The sequence below is a fragment of the Streptomyces hebeiensis genome (genome assembly GCF_052983195.1).
On the sequence record NZ_JBRKBE010000003.1, the window covers coordinates 1 to 18,492 of the forward strand.

The following is an 18,492-nucleotide window of genomic DNA, read 5'->3' on the forward strand; positions in this document are numbered from 1 at the left end:
GTTCAGTTACGTATTGCTAAGGTTAAAGAGGGTACTATGTGCCTCAGCACCAGCACCGGTTGCGTTCCCCATATTATTTTTGCTCTTTTCTAATATCCTTTACATAATTCCAAGACTCCTTGTGTTGACAAGCACAATGTGTATTCGTAACAAGTTCTCTTGGAATGAATTTCTCATTATCAATCCTATATAGATTAAGACAATTTGTATGTCTTTTACTTCTACACAAGAAACAAATCATAGACCTTCTTTCTTAATCTGCCCTAAGATTAAGAAAGCTACAGGAGACTGGGAGTTCTCCTGTAGCCAACTTAAAACTAGGAGTGATTAAACTCCAAAGTCAATCATCTGCGTGTCATTATCGTCACTAACAGGGTCAAACTTAACGACCCTGATATTAGTGTGACCATTTTCCTTCTTAAGGGAGGTAGTTCCGTAAAACTCTCGACCGATGCACTGCTCAACAGTTTCAGGGCCGAAGTGCTGAATCTCATCAATAGAGAATCCCCATGCCAAAAGACGCATCTTAAGATAAGAAAGCATCTTTTCTACTTCATCAGGGTTCGTCTTATTGTCAGGAACTCGGCACCAATCGTTAAGAGGAAAGAAGCTAGAGTAACTACCTTCAATGATCTGGTACTTAAAACTAATACCAGTCTTAGATCCGTCCTTAGTAGGTCCAACCTTAGCTGAAGTTACCTTAAACTTATAAGTATTGTTAGGAAGCTCATTCGGGTTGTCAGGGATGTCGTCAATATTAACCGAAGCGAACCAAGACATTTTTGTTAGATACCTTTCCAGTTACGGATAGTTTCGATGAACTTAGTGTCTGAGACAATAGGTCCCATGGGGATATGCGTCTTAGCTACATGAGACTCAGTAGATTCAGTTCGCAATGCCCTTACATATTCTTTATCTTTCTTAACCTTATGCATATAAGCAGTAAGGTTTGTGTACCCATTTACGAGTTGAAATACCCGAAATGGTACGTTTGGTCGCGTAAGCCTATCACCTCTGGAGTATCCTTCAGGTTCAGGAATACGCTCGTGAGCAATAAAGGTAACGCTAATATCAAGCCCCACAAGTTGCTTAATAGGTGCCTTCATATGCTCTCGAAGTAGTTGATAGTCTTCAAGACTATTTACATCAGGGTGTTTACGATTAAATTGAACTGTCTTCAGCTGCTCAGACAACTTCATGTCACACAAAGCTGGAAAGGTATCAATAATCAAATGATCACACACAACCTCTCCGTTAAAAATTTGTGCAATAAGTTTAGTAAAACGATCAAATCGTTTAAGTTTAAGAATTCTAGTCTTAGCTGTCAATTCCGGAAAATTACTTAGACTAACATTAGACCGTTCTGTCGCGACAATAAGATTGTTGTCCCCCAAAGATGCCGCAAGGATAGTTTTGCCAACACCTTCGGGGCCGTAGATGACAGTAACAAGATTTCTAGGAATATCATCTACATTTTGAATATCATCGGTAGAATTCATTAATTACTCTACATCCAATACATTGTCATAACCATAGCTATTAGGACGATAGCTAGCTTTAATCATAGTCTCACTTTCAAGACCTTGAGCTTCAGTATAGCATAGATTTATAAATGGGCAATACTCACAATTAAACTTAGATGCAGAGCGAGTAATACCATCTGAAGTAGAGACCTTAGACTTCTGCTTAAGATCTACAATTTGTTTAGCTGCTACTGTATGATTGACAATGTGAACATCTCGAAGAGATGATTTTGTCTCAATAGATTCTTGCTTAAAAGATTCCTGTGCATTACTCCTGTAGCGAATCATGCTAATAATTCCGCTACGAGAATGCATACCCATTTCCCTAACTGCCCAAATATAATTAGGAATCTGGGGTGTCATCTTAATAGATGACTCGGACCAAAAATTATAACAAAATTTGTGATCCCAAGGTACAATCTCACCCTTATTTAGACCTTTTACAATTTTTAGCAAAAGATCTACACGCCCAACAAAATCAATATTATCAGTGTGGGGGAGTGGCGCATTAACTAGAGACTCAACTCCTACAATCTCATAGGAATCGAGAATCCAAAGTTGTTCAGAGAAATAGTTCTTAAGAACTAGACCCAGATCAGAAATCATCCGAGATTTCTCAATATCTCCAGCCATCATGCTGTCTAGAGATTCCTTAACAAGGAAGTCATTAGCCTTGTTAATTGCTTCTTCATTACTTAGGCCCTCATAAATAGCCTTGTAATAAGTCTCAAGTGCCTTGTGACCAACTACGCCCCGTGTAAGCGCAATTCCCAAAGTCCTAGGCTCAAGATTATAAGAAGGATGGTGAGCATACATCCAACGTTGTTTACAAGTAAGAAAAGTAGCTACTTCAGAAGTTGATACTTTATACGACATCCTCTAGCCCATATTCTTTAATACAACGTGGACAATTAGTCTCGTAATTAGCGTCTTGATGTTTATTTAGATCAATATATTCAGTATCACAAATAATACATTCTCTTAAACCACTGCTCATCCGAACCTTGCCACACCCAGAGCATACCATATGACCCGTCTCAGGGTCCCTCAGACCCCCTGAATCGACGCATCGTGTCTTGGGACTGTACATGTCATCACAAAGATGATTAAAAACAGTCTCAAGAGCAAATTTTCGTTTAAATGAACTTTTATGTGCATATACTACAGTATGTACCATATGTCCAATTTCTGGTTTACAGACTAATTAATAAAACTGGCTACAGGGAAAATGGACGGGGGCTTATACATCTTCCCTGTAGCCTAACCAAATTATACAGCCTAAAGATTATAAAGTCAATCCTATCTTGGGGCGTTATAAGAATCCTTCAAATTCAAAGGATCGACCTCTGTCTGTTCATACTTAGATTCCATAATACGCGGTCTAATAGGATAGAATTCACCCTGTGTACCACGAGTAATCCAATCGCCTACTAATGCGGGAACTACACCATTAATAGTATGTACAAATAGATTACCATCGCGTAGAAAAACTAAAGAACCTCCCCACAACTTTATCTCAGCAAAATTATCGCCAGTCCATTTAACAGCATGGACTAATACAGGCTTTCCTATAAAAGCTTTGATATCAGGCATTAGCGCATAGTTACCTTTCCTTCTTTATCTACTGACCAACAAAATCGTTTAACAAAACTAAGAACACCACCTTGATATACATGGATATAGTGATATTGGTCACCGTTATCCAAATAATACCATGCTTTAACTAGGGTAAATCTCTTGTTACCATATTGAACACTACGTTCAGTTTTTTCTGAACGTACTTTTCTAGTCATTAGTTAGTTCACCAGACTTGGCTTGAATAACATCTTGGGATTATTTTCCATCAATCCACCACATTCGGTAGTTTCTTACCAATCCAATTAAGCTCATCTAGCGCGACTTCTTCAAGTGTCGCTACAGTGGGGGAGTGGTTATTATAAATAGATCCCCATACGTAATCCTCATCATTTCTAGCGTGCCAGCGGTTGTGACAAGTATGGCAAATACGATGCACGTTTCCATGATCATTATTTAGAGTATTCTTATCAGGACCATGATGACGTGCTTCTTGTTTACCCTTAACACAACCGACTATTGGTGAATTACCACCTCCACAATTTTTCTGCAATTTCCACTCACAATCAGCATCCCTATCTAGAGGATACATTTCAGCAGCTCTTTTACGACCTGTAGACTGCTGATCTTTTAGAGCTGCATCATTTTTATAGGTATTGATTTCTCGTATAGGTCCTGTAGATTTATCAACGTATTCTGGAACTATAATTGTTCCACAATTCCTAGACTCTCTACATTCCCAATAACGGCCGAGTTTACAAGCTACACAACTTATTTAGACCTCTTCTTAGTATTAGGGACACTCCAGCAATGCAACAGATCCCTTTTTCCGATTGTATAATATCTATGTACTAAAAAAGTTACAGTATCTTTATGTTCGACAGTAGTAAATAGAAAAATTTTACTATTAATAACCCTAAACCAAGTCTTCTTAGTAGCTGATTCACTACGTTTTTGAATAAATTTCATGTCTTTTCCTTAAGGTAGATACCCTGACCACTTACGGCATAAACAATATCTTCAGCTTTAAGCAATTCAATGGACTTAGTAAGTGTCCTAAGAGAGGACTTATAATAGTTAACCAATTCCTTCATAGTAGGGAGTTGATGATTAAATTCTCCATCTTTAATTCGCTTCTTAATATCATCAGCAATAATTGTATACTTAACAGCTGACATTCTACTTCCCCCTACGCCTTGATATTTTATAGATGAAGTAACCTAAGCCTGCCCAGAAGCCTATAATAATTAACGTATTAAGTATAATTAATGATAAGCCTTGGGCAGTCATAGTTTACTCCTTCTGTACGTGAATCTCCGCCGCTATTTCTGCATCTTCTACTGTAGCAAACTTTTCTACATAACTACAGTGAATATAATTACAAATTACTTGTGTACCTTCTACAATAGATTCATGAAGAGTGTCAGTAAATTCGATACGAAAATCAAACCACGTAAACATTTAAGTCTGCTACTTTCTATCAGAAATAACGGTAGTTGTATAAACTAGAATTTTATAACTACGACCAACAGGGTTAATAGTTTTCCAACGAGTAATACGTCTAAGCGAAAGACTAGCTAGTAAGGAATCAAGAGTATTAATAGTTACTTCATTAGACTTAACCCCATACGGAGATATAGGATAATATTTTTCATTATTAGCGTACGAAGTAAAATCAATTACTATATCATAGACCCTAGAAATCTTACTCTTTTTAATAAGATCAATTTTCATGAAGATCTAAAGTGAATATTTAGCACAGCAGGATGATCCGGGTGTTTATCAATCAGCCAAAACCAGAATGTCAATTTATCCTCTTCATTATCTGGAATAGCATCTTCAATAAACGATACTAAGGCTTCTAAATGTTTACAATCGGCTACAGAGGGTTTTGGATTATTCTTCAATGCTTCCTTAAGATTAGACATCTCTAGAATTCTATCTAAGAACCATTCATCGTCTGTTTTCATATTAATCCTATATAAATAAAAATCCCCTGGTGGAGGCGATACACCAGGGGATTAGGCTTGGCTGAGTAAGATAACGGCATTCGGTTATCTCTAACTAGGAATTACACGGTTCCTAGCAAAGTAGGTTACTTTCGGACGCCTCGAAAAATAACTTCTCCGCGCAAGTTACCCTACTCAGACCTTTAAGGGTGTAGTAAATAACAACTCTGGGGAGATTAATTATTTACTACACCTGCTTTGTGGGAAGAGTCCAAGGTGTCCGATTTGATCGGCTCCTCTTTCCCTTCATCCCTAGTGTACCACTACTCCGGGGTGTTAAACCGGACATTCACACTGTGTCCTAAACTCGTCACTCGAATGGTGGGGACCGTGTGACGTCCGTTACCACCCGGATAAATTATTGCCTACATCAAATCCTTATCCCTAAGTGCAGCTAGAAGTTTCTCAGCAATATCGTGTTGCTGTTCAAACCCGTCAATAATTTTAGCCTTTTCTTCAATCAGACTATCCATAAAGGAATCAATAGTTCCACTAACATGGATAGTATGAACTACGGAATCCTTTGTATTATCAAGACGGTCAATGCGTCCATCCGCTTGATCCTCCTTACCAGGATTCCATTCCCTATCAAGCTTAATCATCTGTCGAGCAGAATTCAGATTAAGCCCAACACCGCCCTTCTTATAATGACAAAGGATTACAGTCCATTTCCAGCCATTACAAGACTTACCCCACTTCTTACATTCAGGATTACACGAAGTATAAGGAGGGTGATTAGCAGAAGTCTTTCCATCAAAATCTAGTTGAGCTTCGACAGCCTTGCTATCTGAAATATCTCCATCATACCGAACAACCGGAACTCCTAGATAATTAAATCGATGCTCAAATTCCTTAAGAGCTTCTTTAAATTGAGAAAAGATTACTAGACGATCTTCATCTTCTTCAATAATTTCCTTAGCAATCTCCATAGCCTTATCCATTTTAATGGACTCAGTTGCCGGAGCTTCATAAAGAACCCGACCAGTTTTTCTCCCTTCTTCATCCTTTTCCCAAATCTTAATACCTTTCGGCCAAGTGATAGCCTGCCTGCGACGCATAAGTTCCGGAAGAATACCGATAATATCAAGCTTTACATTCTCATCCATCTTAATAGCGCCATATTTAGCGATCTCCTGCATAACACGCCATTGAGACGGATAAAGAGTTTTATCAAATTCAATATAATGAGGAACGTGCACCTGTTCCTTAAATTTAACTCCAGCAGTATTCTTATCACGCTTAACAAATCGTGGACCTAGTCGCTTAATGAGAGCATTTTCACCGCCATGCTTAAAGATCCAACGACCAGTATAAATATTTGTTGTACAGTAATCCTGCAAAAATGCTTTTTCACTCGGAAATGCGACCCTATCAACAAGATTAAGAAGAGTCCAAAGATCCTGTGGTTTATTAAGAATAGCTGTACCTGTCATAGGTAGAACATTCTTTACACTACAAAATTCACCAGTAGTTTCCTGTTCATGCAAACACACACTACAACGAAGAGACCTACTTCCATGAGACTTAGTAAACTGCTCAGGATATCCTCCACACTGACTACACTCGTTATCAGCATAGACAATATCACGAATACCATTATAAGCGCTAGTACGCCGCTCTTTAATATTATGAGCTTCATCAATAATTACAGTATCAGCTCGAACATTTTTAATAAGTTCTAGAAGCATGGGATCCTTACGCCATGCCTCGTAATTAATAAGTAGCAAAAATTGATCTAGCGCGGCAAGATGATTTAGATATAGCTCACGCTGAAATTTATTTAGACCACCAAGAATTAGAACACTACGATGTGGAGTCCAGTGATTAATTTCACGCTTAAAGTTTTCTAGAACATCCTTTGGAGCAAAGACTAGAACCTTCTTTGCATCCAACATATCTGCCCAAATAAGCGAAGTCAGAGATTTACCAAGACCTCGTTTATCGCCTAGAATGCCACGTTTTGCAGACGCTAGACGTCGAGCACCATCAATCTGGTGATTAAATGCAAATTCACGCCATGTATGTTGCTGAGTAATCCTATCAAACTCTTCAGCTTGATTCTTAAGTCGCTCACGAATAGCACGATCAGAAGCAAAAGTTTCAAGACGCCTTTGTGCAGCAGCAATAGCCTGAGCATCTTTACGCGACTGCTCTTTCATAGCATCGCGTACTCTTTCAGCCTCCCTACGCTTGCGAGTAATTTCATGAACTTTAGCCATAAGTTCTCGTTCAGCTTTTAGATCAGCTTCAATTGAAGTATTAATAGTCGGAATATTATTCTTAAGCTTCTTATTTTCTTCCTCCTTATTTTCCAGCCACTGCTTAAGTTCCTCATAGTTATCAGGAATTTCATATTCAGCCATAAATAACACCTCGAATTAGGATAGATTCAATCTGCTACAGGGAGTATTCAGCCGCCCTGTAGCAGGTTCAGTCTATCACATTAGGGATGACCGATTTGTACTATCTCACGTAGTAGATGAACCATCGTGCCGACTTGTGATATTCATCTCAATTGCCATCTTAAGTCCGTCTTGGATACCTCGCTTATAGTCCTCAGAACCGTTAACGTTTTTAATCATACTAGAAATATGTTCCTGAATAGCTGTAGTAGCTGTAAACAAATCACTCCTCAAAGCACTTACCATATGCTCAACATCGTCGAGATTCTGCTTATTTTGAACTAGTTCTGCATAGCCATTACTAAGTCCATTAACCTTTGACAGTAGCTCACCAAGCTGAGAATTAACCTTATCAAAAGGATTGCTAGCTACAGTAATAGGAGATGCCTGATTAGGCACAGTTTTTGACACTTCAATTTCCTTCTTAGGTGACGTAACTTCTTCCAAAATTTCAGTCAGTGCAAAGTACTTAAGTTTCCTCCCATTAGAACCAGTAATAACTTCACCAAGATCTTGAAGAATCCCCTCCGTCTTTAGTACGGAGATTTGTTGTCTCAAATATTGTTCAGATGCGAGTCCTGGATATTTCTTAAAATGAGACAACAGAATCTCGCTTGTTACTTTATAGATACCCTTGTCTTTATATAGTTTTTTAAGTTCATCAATAATTGTAGTTTTAACTTTATTTGAAATTGCCATAGCGGAATTCAATTCCTCTTGTAGGACAGAAAGCTGATCTTCTTTAGACATACGTTGTTTAACATGACTAGGTACAATATCCATTCTAGTAGTATGATAAGATCCACTACGTTTACAAAAGTAAAACCTTCTTTGTTCAGGCATCCGCTGTAGAACGTCGTAAGCTTCACTCTTTGTTAGACAAATCTTTCCACATCCACAAACTGATACCTTATAATCTCGAATCATTTGATATCTCGAATATCACATACCTCTCCTGAGAAAGCCAGGAAATAATCTCTATGAATAACCCTATGGTGATCCTGACTAAAATAGGAATACATAAAATTACCGGTAAAAACTGTACTACCGTCCTTAAGAAGACCCCACACCCTTTTGTGATTCCACTCCTCTTCATTAACATCTAGATGATTAGTGGATGGATTACTAACAAGTGCTACCTTAAGAAGATCCCAATCATCTTCCATTACAATCTGAGTAGTACCATCCATCGTGCATTTAATAACTACTAGATCCATAATAAAACTCCTTAAGATAAGAAGGTCACTAATACCACTCGCGGGTTTAAATTCGCGCCCAATCACTACTTAGCGCGGTAGTATTAGTCGTTACCGTAGTGCTGACCTTCATTTAAATAAGGGTCACTAATGCCATCCTGCCTGCTGTACGTCCAATCACCACTTGACGTAATAACATTAGTCGTTACCGTGATGCCGACCCTTTTATTTAATTACTCATCGTCTTCGTCTTCATCCACACCTTCGTCATCAGCACCGTAAACATCCAGGAAAGAATCGGTGTCAAGAATTTCATAATTCACACCGAGGACATTAATTCCATCCGAGAGAACCTCTGAAAGAAGCCCAAAGACCTTGTCGGAATCAACCACAGGTCGAACAACTTGGTTCTCAATGAATCCAATAGCGCTAGCAATATCAGAAAATCCGTAATACACCTTCGAGTCAATAACTACTACAGCCTGGTGGATACGAGAGTCAACAGCCATTAGATTAAACCTTTCGCTACAGGGGGATTAGAAGTAAGTCACCTCTAACCACTAACGCGCTCATGTCTTTCAGACCATGAGCACGATAGAAACTAGAGGCTAGAAGTTAGATTTCGTAGTTACAATTAAACCACCAGGTTGGATTATCCATCCTGAATTGTTCGGCCAAATCCTTGGAGGAAAACGAGATTGTAGATTCTTCACCCTTAAAAATATAACTTACCGAGTAAGGCTCCCTACCAGGGCAACGGTAAATAGTGGTTTTACTAGTATCTCTAAATTGCCAGGAATGTGAGCTGTGACTACCAAGTTCATAAGGACACGAAAGATCTTTTATCATTTTATGAATCATTAATCTCAAAGGAACGTCCGTCAAGGACTACCTTAAGGGAGTTCTCTTCTTCAATGATATCAAAGGTATCAAAGTCCTCTTTTTTAAGGCTTAACATCCATTCCTTAATAGCTTTACCAGTAGCTGTAGACACACTGACCATAAACATACCACCTGTAATAAAATCCATTAAAACCCTCCTAATTGGATACCGATTACCGCGCTCATAGGACAATTTTCCAGTCGAATGAGCGCGTCTAAACTATACCCAATTAAATTTCCTTGTGAAACTGACTCTTCACCACGTAAGAACGTTCAGAAAGTTCTGAAATCTTTTGTTCAGGAACACTAGGAATCTTAGGGTTATTAACTACCATGGCTACAGAGCTGTAAACCGGCTGTTCAGAACCATCAGCATTAACACTAAGAAGCATAACCATAACGTCTCCGTACGGGTATGGAGTACTCTTAGTACCTGCGTAAATATAACCTGATGTAAGAAGTGTGAAGAACACCTCGTTGAAGCGCTCGTTAGAGATAGCGACACGATACGTGCGATCTGGACCAATATTAGTTTCCTTAGCTACTCGAATAGCATCGAAGAGATTTTCATAGTCATCCTGAATATCAATCGTCTGCTCACGGAGATTGATAAACTTCACACGATACAGCATTCTTGTTCCCCAGAGTTTAATTTGAGCTGGTAATTAGCTACTTTTTGATTTGAATATTACAATCTCCATAAAAAGAAAGCCTTTCTCCTTCCATAAGAAGATCCCAGGATTTATCAGACATATAGTTATCAAGCCAGCGAGATTCGATAAGTTTACGCATCTTATCAGGGTCGTTTTCTTCAATAAATTCAGCATGGTATGGCTCTACCAGAAATTGACAATCAGCAAGCATTTTAAAATTCCTTTGCTACAGGAGGCATATGCCTAGTACCTACATATTTACCATCGCGATAAACGACAATGTGCTTCCCTCGTTTATCGGTAATGATCCAGAAGATTCTATTATAGACTCGTAAAAGTTTAAACTCGAAAATCATCTAGAACCCTTGGGCTTGGGAATGAATCTGCTCTTCAGAAATCTATAACTACCTGAAGAGTCGCGATGATACACATAAATCTCGGTACCATCGTGGTCTTCCCATATACTGTATTCTTTAAATCCGACTGTTATTATCCGGTGTTTCTTTAGACTTACTGCCATTAGAACTCACCACTTTAAGAGTTATTGAGCCGCAGTTAATACACAATGACATTATACCTTGATATACGAGGTCTTCACCAGGGCAACAAAAATCACGAATCTTAATACAAACAGAATCAGGACTACTATGTCTATAGTGAGGCTTAAGACGTACTAATTCACCACGTAATACTTCATTCCATGTCCCATTTGGAATATTCTTTACGGAAGTCATTAATGAACCTCATTAGTCGAATAATAATAGTTACTAACGACAAAATGAATATATTGGCTACAGAGAGCAGATATTCGCCCTCAACAAGAGACTTAAGACAAAGAGTTATGAGTAAGATGACAGTGTAGTACCAAAACCATTCAGCTTTTGAGATATTCATAAATTGTTCACTTTTCTAGCCAAGCCTTATCTACGATAGCAGTATGTTCCTCTACGCAAGAAGCTTTAAATTCACGCTCAAGTCTTTCTTGGGCTACAGGAGACCAAATATCGCTATCCAAGAAAGCCTTTATAAAAGCATGGAACGTTCGTGTCATGCTGAGTGTTGCTTCGAGCTTCTTACGTAGTTCTTCAGGTTTAGGAACTTCCCTATTCTTACTTTTGTAAGCTCCCGGAATGGATGCACCCAATGAATCGAGCATCCAAATCTTGAGTACATCCATCGCGCTGGGGTTAATTAGTTCTGGATTAACTTCATCAATAAGAGTATGGATGAATTCTCGAAGAGATACGTTATTGCCTGAATAATCAGTAAGACGATTAGTGTTCTTGAAGATTGCCTTAGTATAGTAGACCTGGTTTCTGTCACCACGTTTAGGAAGTTCAGACAGAAGTCCTTCCTTAACCATGGATACCATAACTCTACGAATAGTATGATAATTAGTATTTAGTTTTGTCTTTTTCTCAAGTTTGAAGAAAGTATTATCTTCCTCTTGTTTAAGATTCAGCTCTTTTAGATGACTAATTACATTTTGAACCGTTCCAACCGGTGTTTGATCGAATGCTCCCAGGATAGCAGATCGCAGCTCTGTATTTAGTGGTCTTGACAAGTTCAATTACACCTGATTTCGGTTCTCCGCATCCGGGCAATTCGGACATTTTTTGAGTTTTGCACTAACCCTGTCAAACTAGGGGTGCAAAACTGCAAAACTCATTTGCTAAAGTCAAACTAGCAGGTCAGTGAGATGCAAAACTCAAGGTGGCATGGGCAGTGTATCGTAAACGAAGTGTCGTTCACTGCCCGATGTCTGTTAAAGTAAACAATGGGTGAATAGTTACGATTAGGCTAGTTGGGGGTACCTTGACCTGATATCAGGTGTTTAGTACCCCCTGTAGCCATATGCCCGAATATGTCAGTTTAGCACTGAGTTACTGCTAAACTGGGTCAATAACTATTAGATGGGTATTAATTTATCGAATCCTCTTGGAATCGAAAAGCCGCCTAAGCATCTGATTATTCTTCTTCTCAAGACGCTTACGCTGCTTAGGTGTAATCTTACGTCCCTTGTTCTGAGCTACATAGCTGTAGTGCCTCTCAACCCAAAACATCTCTCTACTCCCTGTAGCAAAAGTATTAATTACGTTGGTGATTTTATTAGACTGGGAAGGTGTAAATTTCGGGACCTGAATTTCTAGTCGCTTATTACTCTTCACACTATATAAAAGAAAACCCCTTCTAATTAAAGAAGGGGTTAGTTTCTTAGTTACAACAGTCGTGAATCCACATTACAGCACACCAATTACAGATTACCTTACCGTCCAAGGTGTGATGAGTAGATTCGTTGTGACCACAAGTGTTGCACTTCTTGATAAGCGAAACCTTCTTCATTTAACCATCCTTAAAGCTGACCTGAATTTCCATGCGAAGCTCTCACTTATAGGTGTATGAGCCTCACTAATTTAGGGCATGAAAAAACCCCCGACTAATTAAAGTCGGGGGTTGATTCATTAATGGTCGATTGGACAGCGAACAACTTGCATTAATTCACTTCCTGAGATCTTTGTAATTAAATTTCTTAACTTCTTGGATCTTACTTCCGATACGAATTGTTTTGTATTCTTTCATCTTATACTCCAATCACTAAAGGTGGATGAAAAAAGCCAGACTAAATAATCTAGCCTGGCTTTAATCAACGTTCCTTTAGGGATTAACGGTAAGCCTTGATTTCGAAATTGATGGTCTGGTCATTACCGTTAGAGTCCTTGTACGTGAAAGGCATAGTGAACGTGTGAACTTCCGGAAGATTGTTCTCATCCGGGACACTTTCCAAGTATGCCTTAGTCAGGTCATTAGGTGACCAGTTAATACCCTTGTGCTGCTTACCGAGGAACTTAGCGGCAAAGGTAAACGTGTACTTCTGATTACCATCGGCATCCTTCTGCCAAACGGTATTACCCTTGCTGTCCTCGACAGCGTTATTGATCTCAATTCGCTTAAAGCGAATACGCTTAGATCCCTCACCCTTACTAGCTGAACCAGAAGCCTTACCAGTTCCCCTACGGTCCTTAATAGGTTCGAGGTGAATGATAAGATTGCCCTTAAGATTGGGCATCATCTCTTCGAATCCAGAAAGAACCTTTGTGTGTTCACGCAGTTCCTTAGTGGATTCGGTAACTTCGGACTTGAGCTTATTCAGCTCTTCCTCAGAAAGTTCAGCGGGCATAAGACCTTCGTCATCGATGACCTTATATGCTTCCGCTACAATCTTTTCAATCTGAGCATTAAGCTTCTGGTAGCGTATTGCTAAGGTTAAAGAGGGTACTATGTGCCTCAGCACCAGCACCTGGTCCCACTACCCTCGTGTGATGAAAGTTTTTGACGACTTCCACCACTATGGCTTATGGCCATAACTCATAGTACATAACGCGCTACAGAAAATGTTCTCAGGTTTCCCTAAAGACGCCGTTAATTATTAATCCGAGAGATACTTAATTCACGCGTTATTTTGACCGCAACTAAATGGCTAGAAATTGCCTATCGCGGTCGAGCCTAATTACTGCTACGGCGCGCACTATTGAGTTAAGAAGGAAATCAAGAATCCGCGATCTGATTGCTACCGCGTTTCTCTGAAGTTGTGTCTACAGACTATGGCCTTTCAGAGCGACTGGCCAGAATTCCACCCGTAATTCCAGTCGCAGGCTAAGAAAAAACCCGAATCAATTAGATCCGGGTCTTCTCCCTGTAGCCAAGAGTCAATTAATGCTGAGATATCGTACTTGTGTGAGATCCCACCAGAACGACATGTTAACTGTAAGACCGTGGTATTCCGGATCCCACTTCTTTGCAGCTCCGAAATATTCGACGCACGTATTATAGTAATCAACCGCGTCGAATACTTGACTGTCCTCGAACTCCATATTGATTTCGGAAGGAGACTTGTCAAGATTCTCATCTTGCGGTGTAAAGGTTACGATCACGACGTAGGACATGATTTAGCCTTTCTTCACGAACTTGTATGAACCATTAGAACCCTGACGAATCATAAGACGATTGTTCTTAGACCACTTGGTTTCGTAAGAGTTGAACAGTTCAGTGAACATGTCTTCGTACTCGTTGTAAGCATCGCGCTTGTACTCTTCCCACTCCTCATTAATGAGGTGATTAGTGGGTGAGTAGTTAGGCATCGGAGGATAAACGAATGCCTCAACACTGACGCGATTGTCTCGCATTACGTTGATCTGACGAACAAGCATTACAGAGGTAATGACGATTACTGCAATCAATGCGATGACTACCGCGCTCATTATTGCCTCCTGTTTGTTCGCTCGATCTATGTCTAACTATAGGTGCGCCTTTGATGTTGTCAAAATTTTCCACCCGTTTTTCCCTTGTGGTAATCAAACCTCAAGAATTTGACATTTACAGTGTAAACCACGTATTATAGTGTCATGAACCCAATTTCACATGCCCGTTATCTTACTAATATTTCTACTACAGCTTTGTCTAAGAAACTGGGAGTTAGTAGGCAATATATTTCCCGACTCGAACAAGGTCTTTATGACAAACCTAGTGATGAACTTCTAAAGTGGACTGTAGAAATTCTTAATCGAAATATTGAGAAACCAGTAACTAAGGAGGTTGTAAACCAGCTTTATAAAGAGTGGCAGTGGCAGAAGCGCGAATCAGTTAAACTAGATAAATCTCTTCTTCCCTGTAGCGTAACTAAGTTTGATCGTGTACGTCAACCAGATGTTGTTTATTATCATAAAGTATTTGTACAGTGGCGTAATGATTATTGGAATACTTCACATGCTTTTTGTGTAGACATGTGTTTGCATCCCTCTCCTGTAGTAGATTACGAGGAAGGTATTACATATAAGATGCCTAGTGCTTTGAAACAAGTTATGTCAGAACTCAATCTACTTGGAGAGGGGTTTAAAACTAGTGAGCGATGAATATCTAAAAGATTGGGAACTAGAGGCTGTTCTTTTTATAGAACGGCATCATAGTGTGACTGGCGTTCCTCCTAGCGATGATGATATAATTGAATATCTAAGGATTACTAAGAAGTTCAAAGAAATTAATTCAGAATCTATAATTACTATGAAAGAGAATCCGCTCTTTCAAAAATCCATGTTGGTTCGTGGAATAGTAATTAATTCTACTGGTCTTACTCAAAGACAGATGGCTGCTGCGTCAATAATGCTAAATCTTGCTGATAGGCGTAGTGAAGAGAAACGTTTGCGCGATATTGGAGTTACTACAGAAGAGTTTGCAACTTGGATGCAAAATTCTGAGTTCTCTAATTACATGCAGCAAAGGTCTGAAGTTCTTATCAGTAATTCTGTACATGAGGCTCATATGGGACTTCTGCGTGGAGTTAAGCAAGGTAATACAGCAAGTATTAAACTCTTCTATGAACTTACTGGGCGTTATAATGCTAATGAAGAAAGTAACGTAAACGTCAACCTTATTATTGGTAGAGTAATTGAAGCTATTCAAAAACATGTTTCTGATCCTAAAACTCTTAATGATTTGGCAGTAGAACTCTCTAGGATTGCTATAGAGAATACCTCCCCTGTAGCGAATAATTTTATTGCGGGTGAATCTAGGAGGAAAGAGATTTCATGAGTGATGATGCGGATAGGATTCTTAAGCCTGTTAATTTTGGCTTGAAGGATTCTCTTAATAAAACCCCTCTGGATCGATTTGGACAGAGATATAATTCAGACGAAGATAGTTCTAAATTCTCTGATGAGTCTCCAGCAGATTCTAGGCGTTACCATAACCGTTCTGACGCGGATGTAAGTTCTAGAAGTCTTCACCATACTTTGGGTATGGGTAATAATCAGGCAAGTCCTGGTAACCATATTCATGATGGGATTACTTCTAAGAAGATTGGTCCTCTTGAAATGGATCCTACTAACGTAGGTAAAACTCGCCCGGTATGGACTATCCCTAATAACCCCTCTGTAGCAGATCTAGCTAATCTATTGAAGAATTTTATAGAATTTAGGCAGGTTTAATTATGGCTAGTCCTATGAGTGCTTCAACTATGCTTAATCTTATGCAGACCTGGAAAATACCTGTAAAGGAGTATAAAAACTGGTCTACTCACAATCGTAATCAAAAAGGAAATTGGGGTCCTATTCATGGACTAATGGTCCATCACACGGGGTCGGATGCCTCTGATCAACGGGAACTCCTGTATGGAGGACTCAGTAGCCTTCCCGGGCCTCTCTGCCATTGGGGTTTGGACCAGAGGGGGGTGCTCCACACTATTGGTTGGGGTAGAACTAATCATGCAGGTGGGGGAGATCCAAATGTATTGCAGCATGTAATTTCTGAAAATTATTCTGGTCTTCTTAAGCCTAAGTATGGTAATTCTGATGGTGTAGATGGCAATGCTAGATTTTATGGTGTAGAGATATGGTATTCAGGAAGTCATTCTATGACTGATGAACAATACTATACTCTTACACGTTTGGGTGCCGCTGTATGTAATTATCATAGTTGGTCTTCTCTTAGTGTTATTGGGCATGGAGAATGGTCTAACGATAAGTGGGATCCAGGTATTTCTAAGAACAAGATGGCTAATATGTCTCTTGTTCGTTCTGATATTTCAGAAGCTATTAAGAGGGGACCTAATCCTGTGACTGTACCTAAGAAGTCCCAGACTTATAAAGATGTTTGGGAATCAGACTTTGCCCAGCCTCCTACAGGTAGGGAAACTAAAGATAATCCTACTTGGACACCTATTAATGTAATTAGGGCTACTGCTGAAGATGCTCGTAAGGCTCTCGCTAATACAGAAGAAATTCTCAGGATCCTCAAGGCTAAGTAATGGGGGATTATACTGATAACCAGAAATTCTATATTATTGATCCGGATGAACTGGTAAGTGTAGATAACGATCTAAATTATAATTGGATTAGGGCTGATACTAGAGTTCGATCTCTAGTAGAATATCAGGCTACTTCAGTTTCTAATATCACCACTAGTCTGGTAATTGAACAAGGTTTTAAATGGTATAAGAAATATAGCAATTCTATTTTTTATAGTTACGATGGGCAAGTATATCAGGATCCCAACGCAAGAGTAGAGGCGTATAAAACTGATGGACTGGTTTTTGAATCTGGGTACAGCAGTAATGATAATTCTACTGATCGTGTCTCATATATGGAACACAACGGATTCATAAGATTTAGAGGAAATGTAGTCCTTAATAACAAGGATAATGATTTTCCTCTAAATACTGTAGTTAATTTTCTAACCATGCCAGAATCTATTCTCCCGGTACGTCAGAGATACTTCTTTGTGCATGGGGGAGTAGCGACAGGAGCCGACTTTCAAACTTTCAGAATTTTTGTACCTCCAAAAAATTCTGGAGATCCTAGAATGGAGTTTATTAAATACGGGGCTAATGCAAGTAGTTCGGGGGAGAGATATCTATCTCTCAACGATATATACTATCCAATTAATGACACGGCAGGACAATAATTATGCCTATTGGTGCGCCTGATGAAGAAGACCTCCCACCCGTTCCTGTAGAAATTGGGGATCTACCTCCAATTATTATTGAACCGGAGCCTGAACTTCCTATTGAAGATGATGGTATGATTGGCCTACTTTAATTTTAATTACGTAACTGATCCTCCTAATGATGAGCAAGTTGACCCTATAACGCAACTTAATGAAAATTGGGAAGATGTTAATGATAAGATCAGACCGTTTCAAGATAGGCCAACTACACTAATTAATCCACCCAAAGGCACTGAAGCTTTCTATCCTGAATCTCCCAGCTCGGATAGTTATCGTATAGCTGTATATAATGGTACTAGTTGGTGTAGATCTCTTAATCATTCAGGCTCACAAGCTGTCTGGCAAGCTTTGGAACTTAGATCTCCTTATGTTGCTAGGACGGGATTTCCCCCTGTAGCCAAAATTTTTCCTTTTATGCGTTATGTTATATTGTCTGGGTCTGTACAAATTAGTGCATCAGCAACCCCATGGCCTACTAATACTTCTGTAGAAATTACTACTGATACCGCCATTAATTCTAGTCTTACACCTGTTAATGGCGGTTTTTCTATGAGTCAATGTGCTACTGGTCAGGTTACTGCTGCTAATGGCTTTGCCTCAGCAGTAGTCTGGCTACAAGCTGAAACTACTCCAACTAATAGAGTTGCTATTCGAGTAAGGTACCAAGGGGATTCAGGAGGCGGTAATTTTGTGTCTCTTGATGGAATGCGTTGGTGGTATTAATGACAACACCACCTACATCTAATTATGGATTC

General features: G+C 39.3%; 23 protein-coding genes. 6 read left to right on the forward strand and 17 right to left on the reverse strand.

Going from position 1 to position 18,492, the window contains the following annotated elements; genetic code table 11:
• Positions 1–327: 327 nt before the first annotated feature.
• The 17 genes from ACU6P3_RS33180 to ACU6P3_RS33260 all read right to left on the reverse strand — a co-directional run bounded on the left by ACU6P3_RS33180 (position 328) and on the right by ACU6P3_RS33260 (position 14,499).
• Positions 328–780 carry a hypothetical protein gene (locus ACU6P3_RS33180; RefSeq protein WP_447198330.1) on the reverse strand — a complete coding sequence of 151 codons (453 nt, stop codon included), beginning with the start codon at positions 778–780 and terminating at the stop codon, positions 328–330.
• Between the two features lie 5 nt (positions 781–785).
• The gene (locus ACU6P3_RS33185) at positions 786–1,499 is read right to left on the reverse strand and encodes an AAA family ATPase (protein ID WP_447198331.1); all 714 of its coding nucleotides are present in this window, start codon (positions 1,497–1,499) and stop codon (positions 786–788) included.
• A gap of 3 nt (positions 1,500–1,502) precedes the next feature.
• Positions 1,503–2,399 (reverse strand): PD-(D/E)XK nuclease family protein, encoded by an 897-nt coding sequence (locus ACU6P3_RS33190; protein ID WP_447198332.1) that lies wholly within the window; start codon positions 2,397–2,399, stop codon positions 1,503–1,505.
• A gap of 423 nt (positions 2,400–2,822) precedes the next feature.
• Positions 2,823–3,116: a hypothetical protein gene (locus ACU6P3_RS33195; RefSeq protein WP_447198333.1), complete on the reverse strand. Its 294-nt coding sequence runs from the start codon at positions 3,114–3,116 to the stop codon at positions 2,823–2,825.
• A gap of 250 nt (positions 3,117–3,366) precedes the next feature.
• The gene (locus ACU6P3_RS33200; RefSeq protein ID WP_447198334.1) at positions 3,367–3,690 is read right to left on the reverse strand and encodes a hypothetical protein; all 324 of its coding nucleotides are present in this window, start codon (positions 3,688–3,690) and stop codon (positions 3,367–3,369) included.
• A gap of 373 nt (positions 3,691–4,063) precedes the next feature.
• Positions 4,064–4,276, reverse strand: coding sequence for a GntR family transcriptional regulator (locus tag ACU6P3_RS33205; RefSeq protein ID WP_447198335.1), 213 nt, complete (start codon positions 4,274–4,276; stop codon positions 4,064–4,066).
• Positions 4,277–4,828: 552 nt separating this feature from the next.
• A complete protein-coding gene (locus ACU6P3_RS33210; protein ID WP_447198336.1) occupies positions 4,829–5,026 on the reverse strand; it encodes a hypothetical protein in 198 nt (65 codons plus the stop codon).
• Between the two features lie 446 nt (positions 5,027–5,472).
• The gene (locus ACU6P3_RS33215) at positions 5,473–7,470 is read right to left on the reverse strand and encodes a DEAD/DEAH box helicase (protein ID WP_447198337.1); all 1,998 of its coding nucleotides are present in this window, start codon (positions 7,468–7,470) and stop codon (positions 5,473–5,475) included.
• A gap of 105 nt (positions 7,471–7,575) precedes the next feature.
• Positions 7,576–8,292, reverse strand: a complete 717-nt coding sequence (locus ACU6P3_RS33220) for a hypothetical protein (protein ID WP_447198338.1) — start codon at positions 8,290–8,292, stop codon at positions 7,576–7,578.
• A gap of 140 nt (positions 8,293–8,432) precedes the next feature.
• A complete protein-coding gene (locus ACU6P3_RS33225; RefSeq protein ID WP_447198339.1) occupies positions 8,433–8,726 on the reverse strand; it encodes a hypothetical protein in 294 nt (97 codons plus the stop codon).
• A gap of 212 nt (positions 8,727–8,938) precedes the next feature.
• Positions 8,939–9,214, reverse strand: coding sequence for a hypothetical protein (locus tag ACU6P3_RS33230; RefSeq protein WP_447198340.1), 276 nt, complete (start codon positions 9,212–9,214; stop codon positions 8,939–8,941).
• Positions 9,215–9,555: 341 nt separating this feature from the next.
• The gene (locus ACU6P3_RS33235) at positions 9,556–9,735 is read right to left on the reverse strand and encodes a hypothetical protein (RefSeq protein ID WP_447198341.1); all 180 of its coding nucleotides are present in this window, start codon (positions 9,733–9,735) and stop codon (positions 9,556–9,558) included.
• A gap of 82 nt (positions 9,736–9,817) precedes the next feature.
• Positions 9,818–10,207: a hypothetical protein gene (locus tag ACU6P3_RS33240; RefSeq protein WP_447198342.1), complete on the reverse strand. Its 390-nt coding sequence runs from the start codon at positions 10,205–10,207 to the stop codon at positions 9,818–9,820.
• A 49-nt stretch (positions 10,208–10,256) separates the two neighbouring features.
• Positions 10,257–10,451 (reverse strand): hypothetical protein, encoded by a 195-nt coding sequence (locus ACU6P3_RS33245; RefSeq protein ID WP_447198343.1) that lies wholly within the window; start codon positions 10,449–10,451, stop codon positions 10,257–10,259.
• A 690-nt stretch (positions 10,452–11,141) separates the two neighbouring features.
• Positions 11,142–11,810 carry a hypothetical protein gene (locus tag ACU6P3_RS33250; RefSeq protein ID WP_447198344.1) on the reverse strand — a complete coding sequence of 223 codons (669 nt, stop codon included), beginning with the start codon at positions 11,808–11,810 and terminating at the stop codon, positions 11,142–11,144.
• A gap of 1,092 nt (positions 11,811–12,902) precedes the next feature.
• Positions 12,903–13,538, reverse strand: coding sequence for a hypothetical protein (locus ACU6P3_RS33255; protein ID WP_447198345.1), 636 nt, complete (start codon positions 13,536–13,538; stop codon positions 12,903–12,905).
• A gap of 649 nt (positions 13,539–14,187) precedes the next feature.
• Positions 14,188–14,499: a hypothetical protein gene (locus ACU6P3_RS33260; protein WP_447198346.1), complete on the reverse strand. Its 312-nt coding sequence runs from the start codon at positions 14,497–14,499 to the stop codon at positions 14,188–14,190.
• A gap of 144 nt (positions 14,500–14,643) precedes the next feature.
• Here ACU6P3_RS33260 and ACU6P3_RS33265 point away from each other — a divergent pair, with 144 nt between their 5' ends.
• The 6 genes from ACU6P3_RS33265 (at position 14,644) to ACU6P3_RS33290 (ending at position 18,460) form a co-directional block, all read left to right on the forward strand.
• The gene (locus ACU6P3_RS33265) at positions 14,644–15,150 is read left to right on the forward strand and encodes a helix-turn-helix transcriptional regulator (RefSeq protein ID WP_447198347.1); all 507 of its coding nucleotides are present in this window, start codon (positions 14,644–14,646) and stop codon (positions 15,148–15,150) included.
• Entirely contained in the window at positions 15,140–15,826 is a 687-nt protein-coding gene (locus ACU6P3_RS33270) for a phBC6A51 family helix-turn-helix protein (protein ID WP_447198348.1), read from the forward strand. The genes ACU6P3_RS33265 and ACU6P3_RS33270 overlap by 11 nt, the downstream gene beginning before the upstream one ends.
• Complete coding sequence (locus ACU6P3_RS33275; RefSeq protein ID WP_447198349.1) at positions 15,823–16,221, forward strand: hypothetical protein; 399 nt, start codon at positions 15,823–15,825, stop codon at positions 16,219–16,221. The genes ACU6P3_RS33270 and ACU6P3_RS33275 overlap by 4 nt, the downstream gene beginning before the upstream one ends.
• A gap of 41 nt (positions 16,222–16,262) precedes the next feature.
• Positions 16,263–17,039, forward strand: coding sequence for a peptidoglycan recognition protein family protein (locus tag ACU6P3_RS33280; protein WP_447198350.1), 777 nt, complete (start codon positions 16,263–16,265; stop codon positions 17,037–17,039).
• Entirely contained in the window at positions 17,039–17,695 is a 657-nt protein-coding gene (locus ACU6P3_RS33285) for a hypothetical protein (protein ID WP_447198351.1), read from the forward strand. The genes ACU6P3_RS33280 and ACU6P3_RS33285 overlap by 1 nt, the downstream gene beginning before the upstream one ends.
• Before the next feature lie 120 nt (positions 17,696–17,815).
• A complete protein-coding gene (locus ACU6P3_RS33290; protein ID WP_447198352.1) occupies positions 17,816–18,460 on the forward strand; it encodes a hypothetical protein in 645 nt (214 codons plus the stop codon).
• Positions 18,461–18,492: the final 32 nt, after the last annotated feature.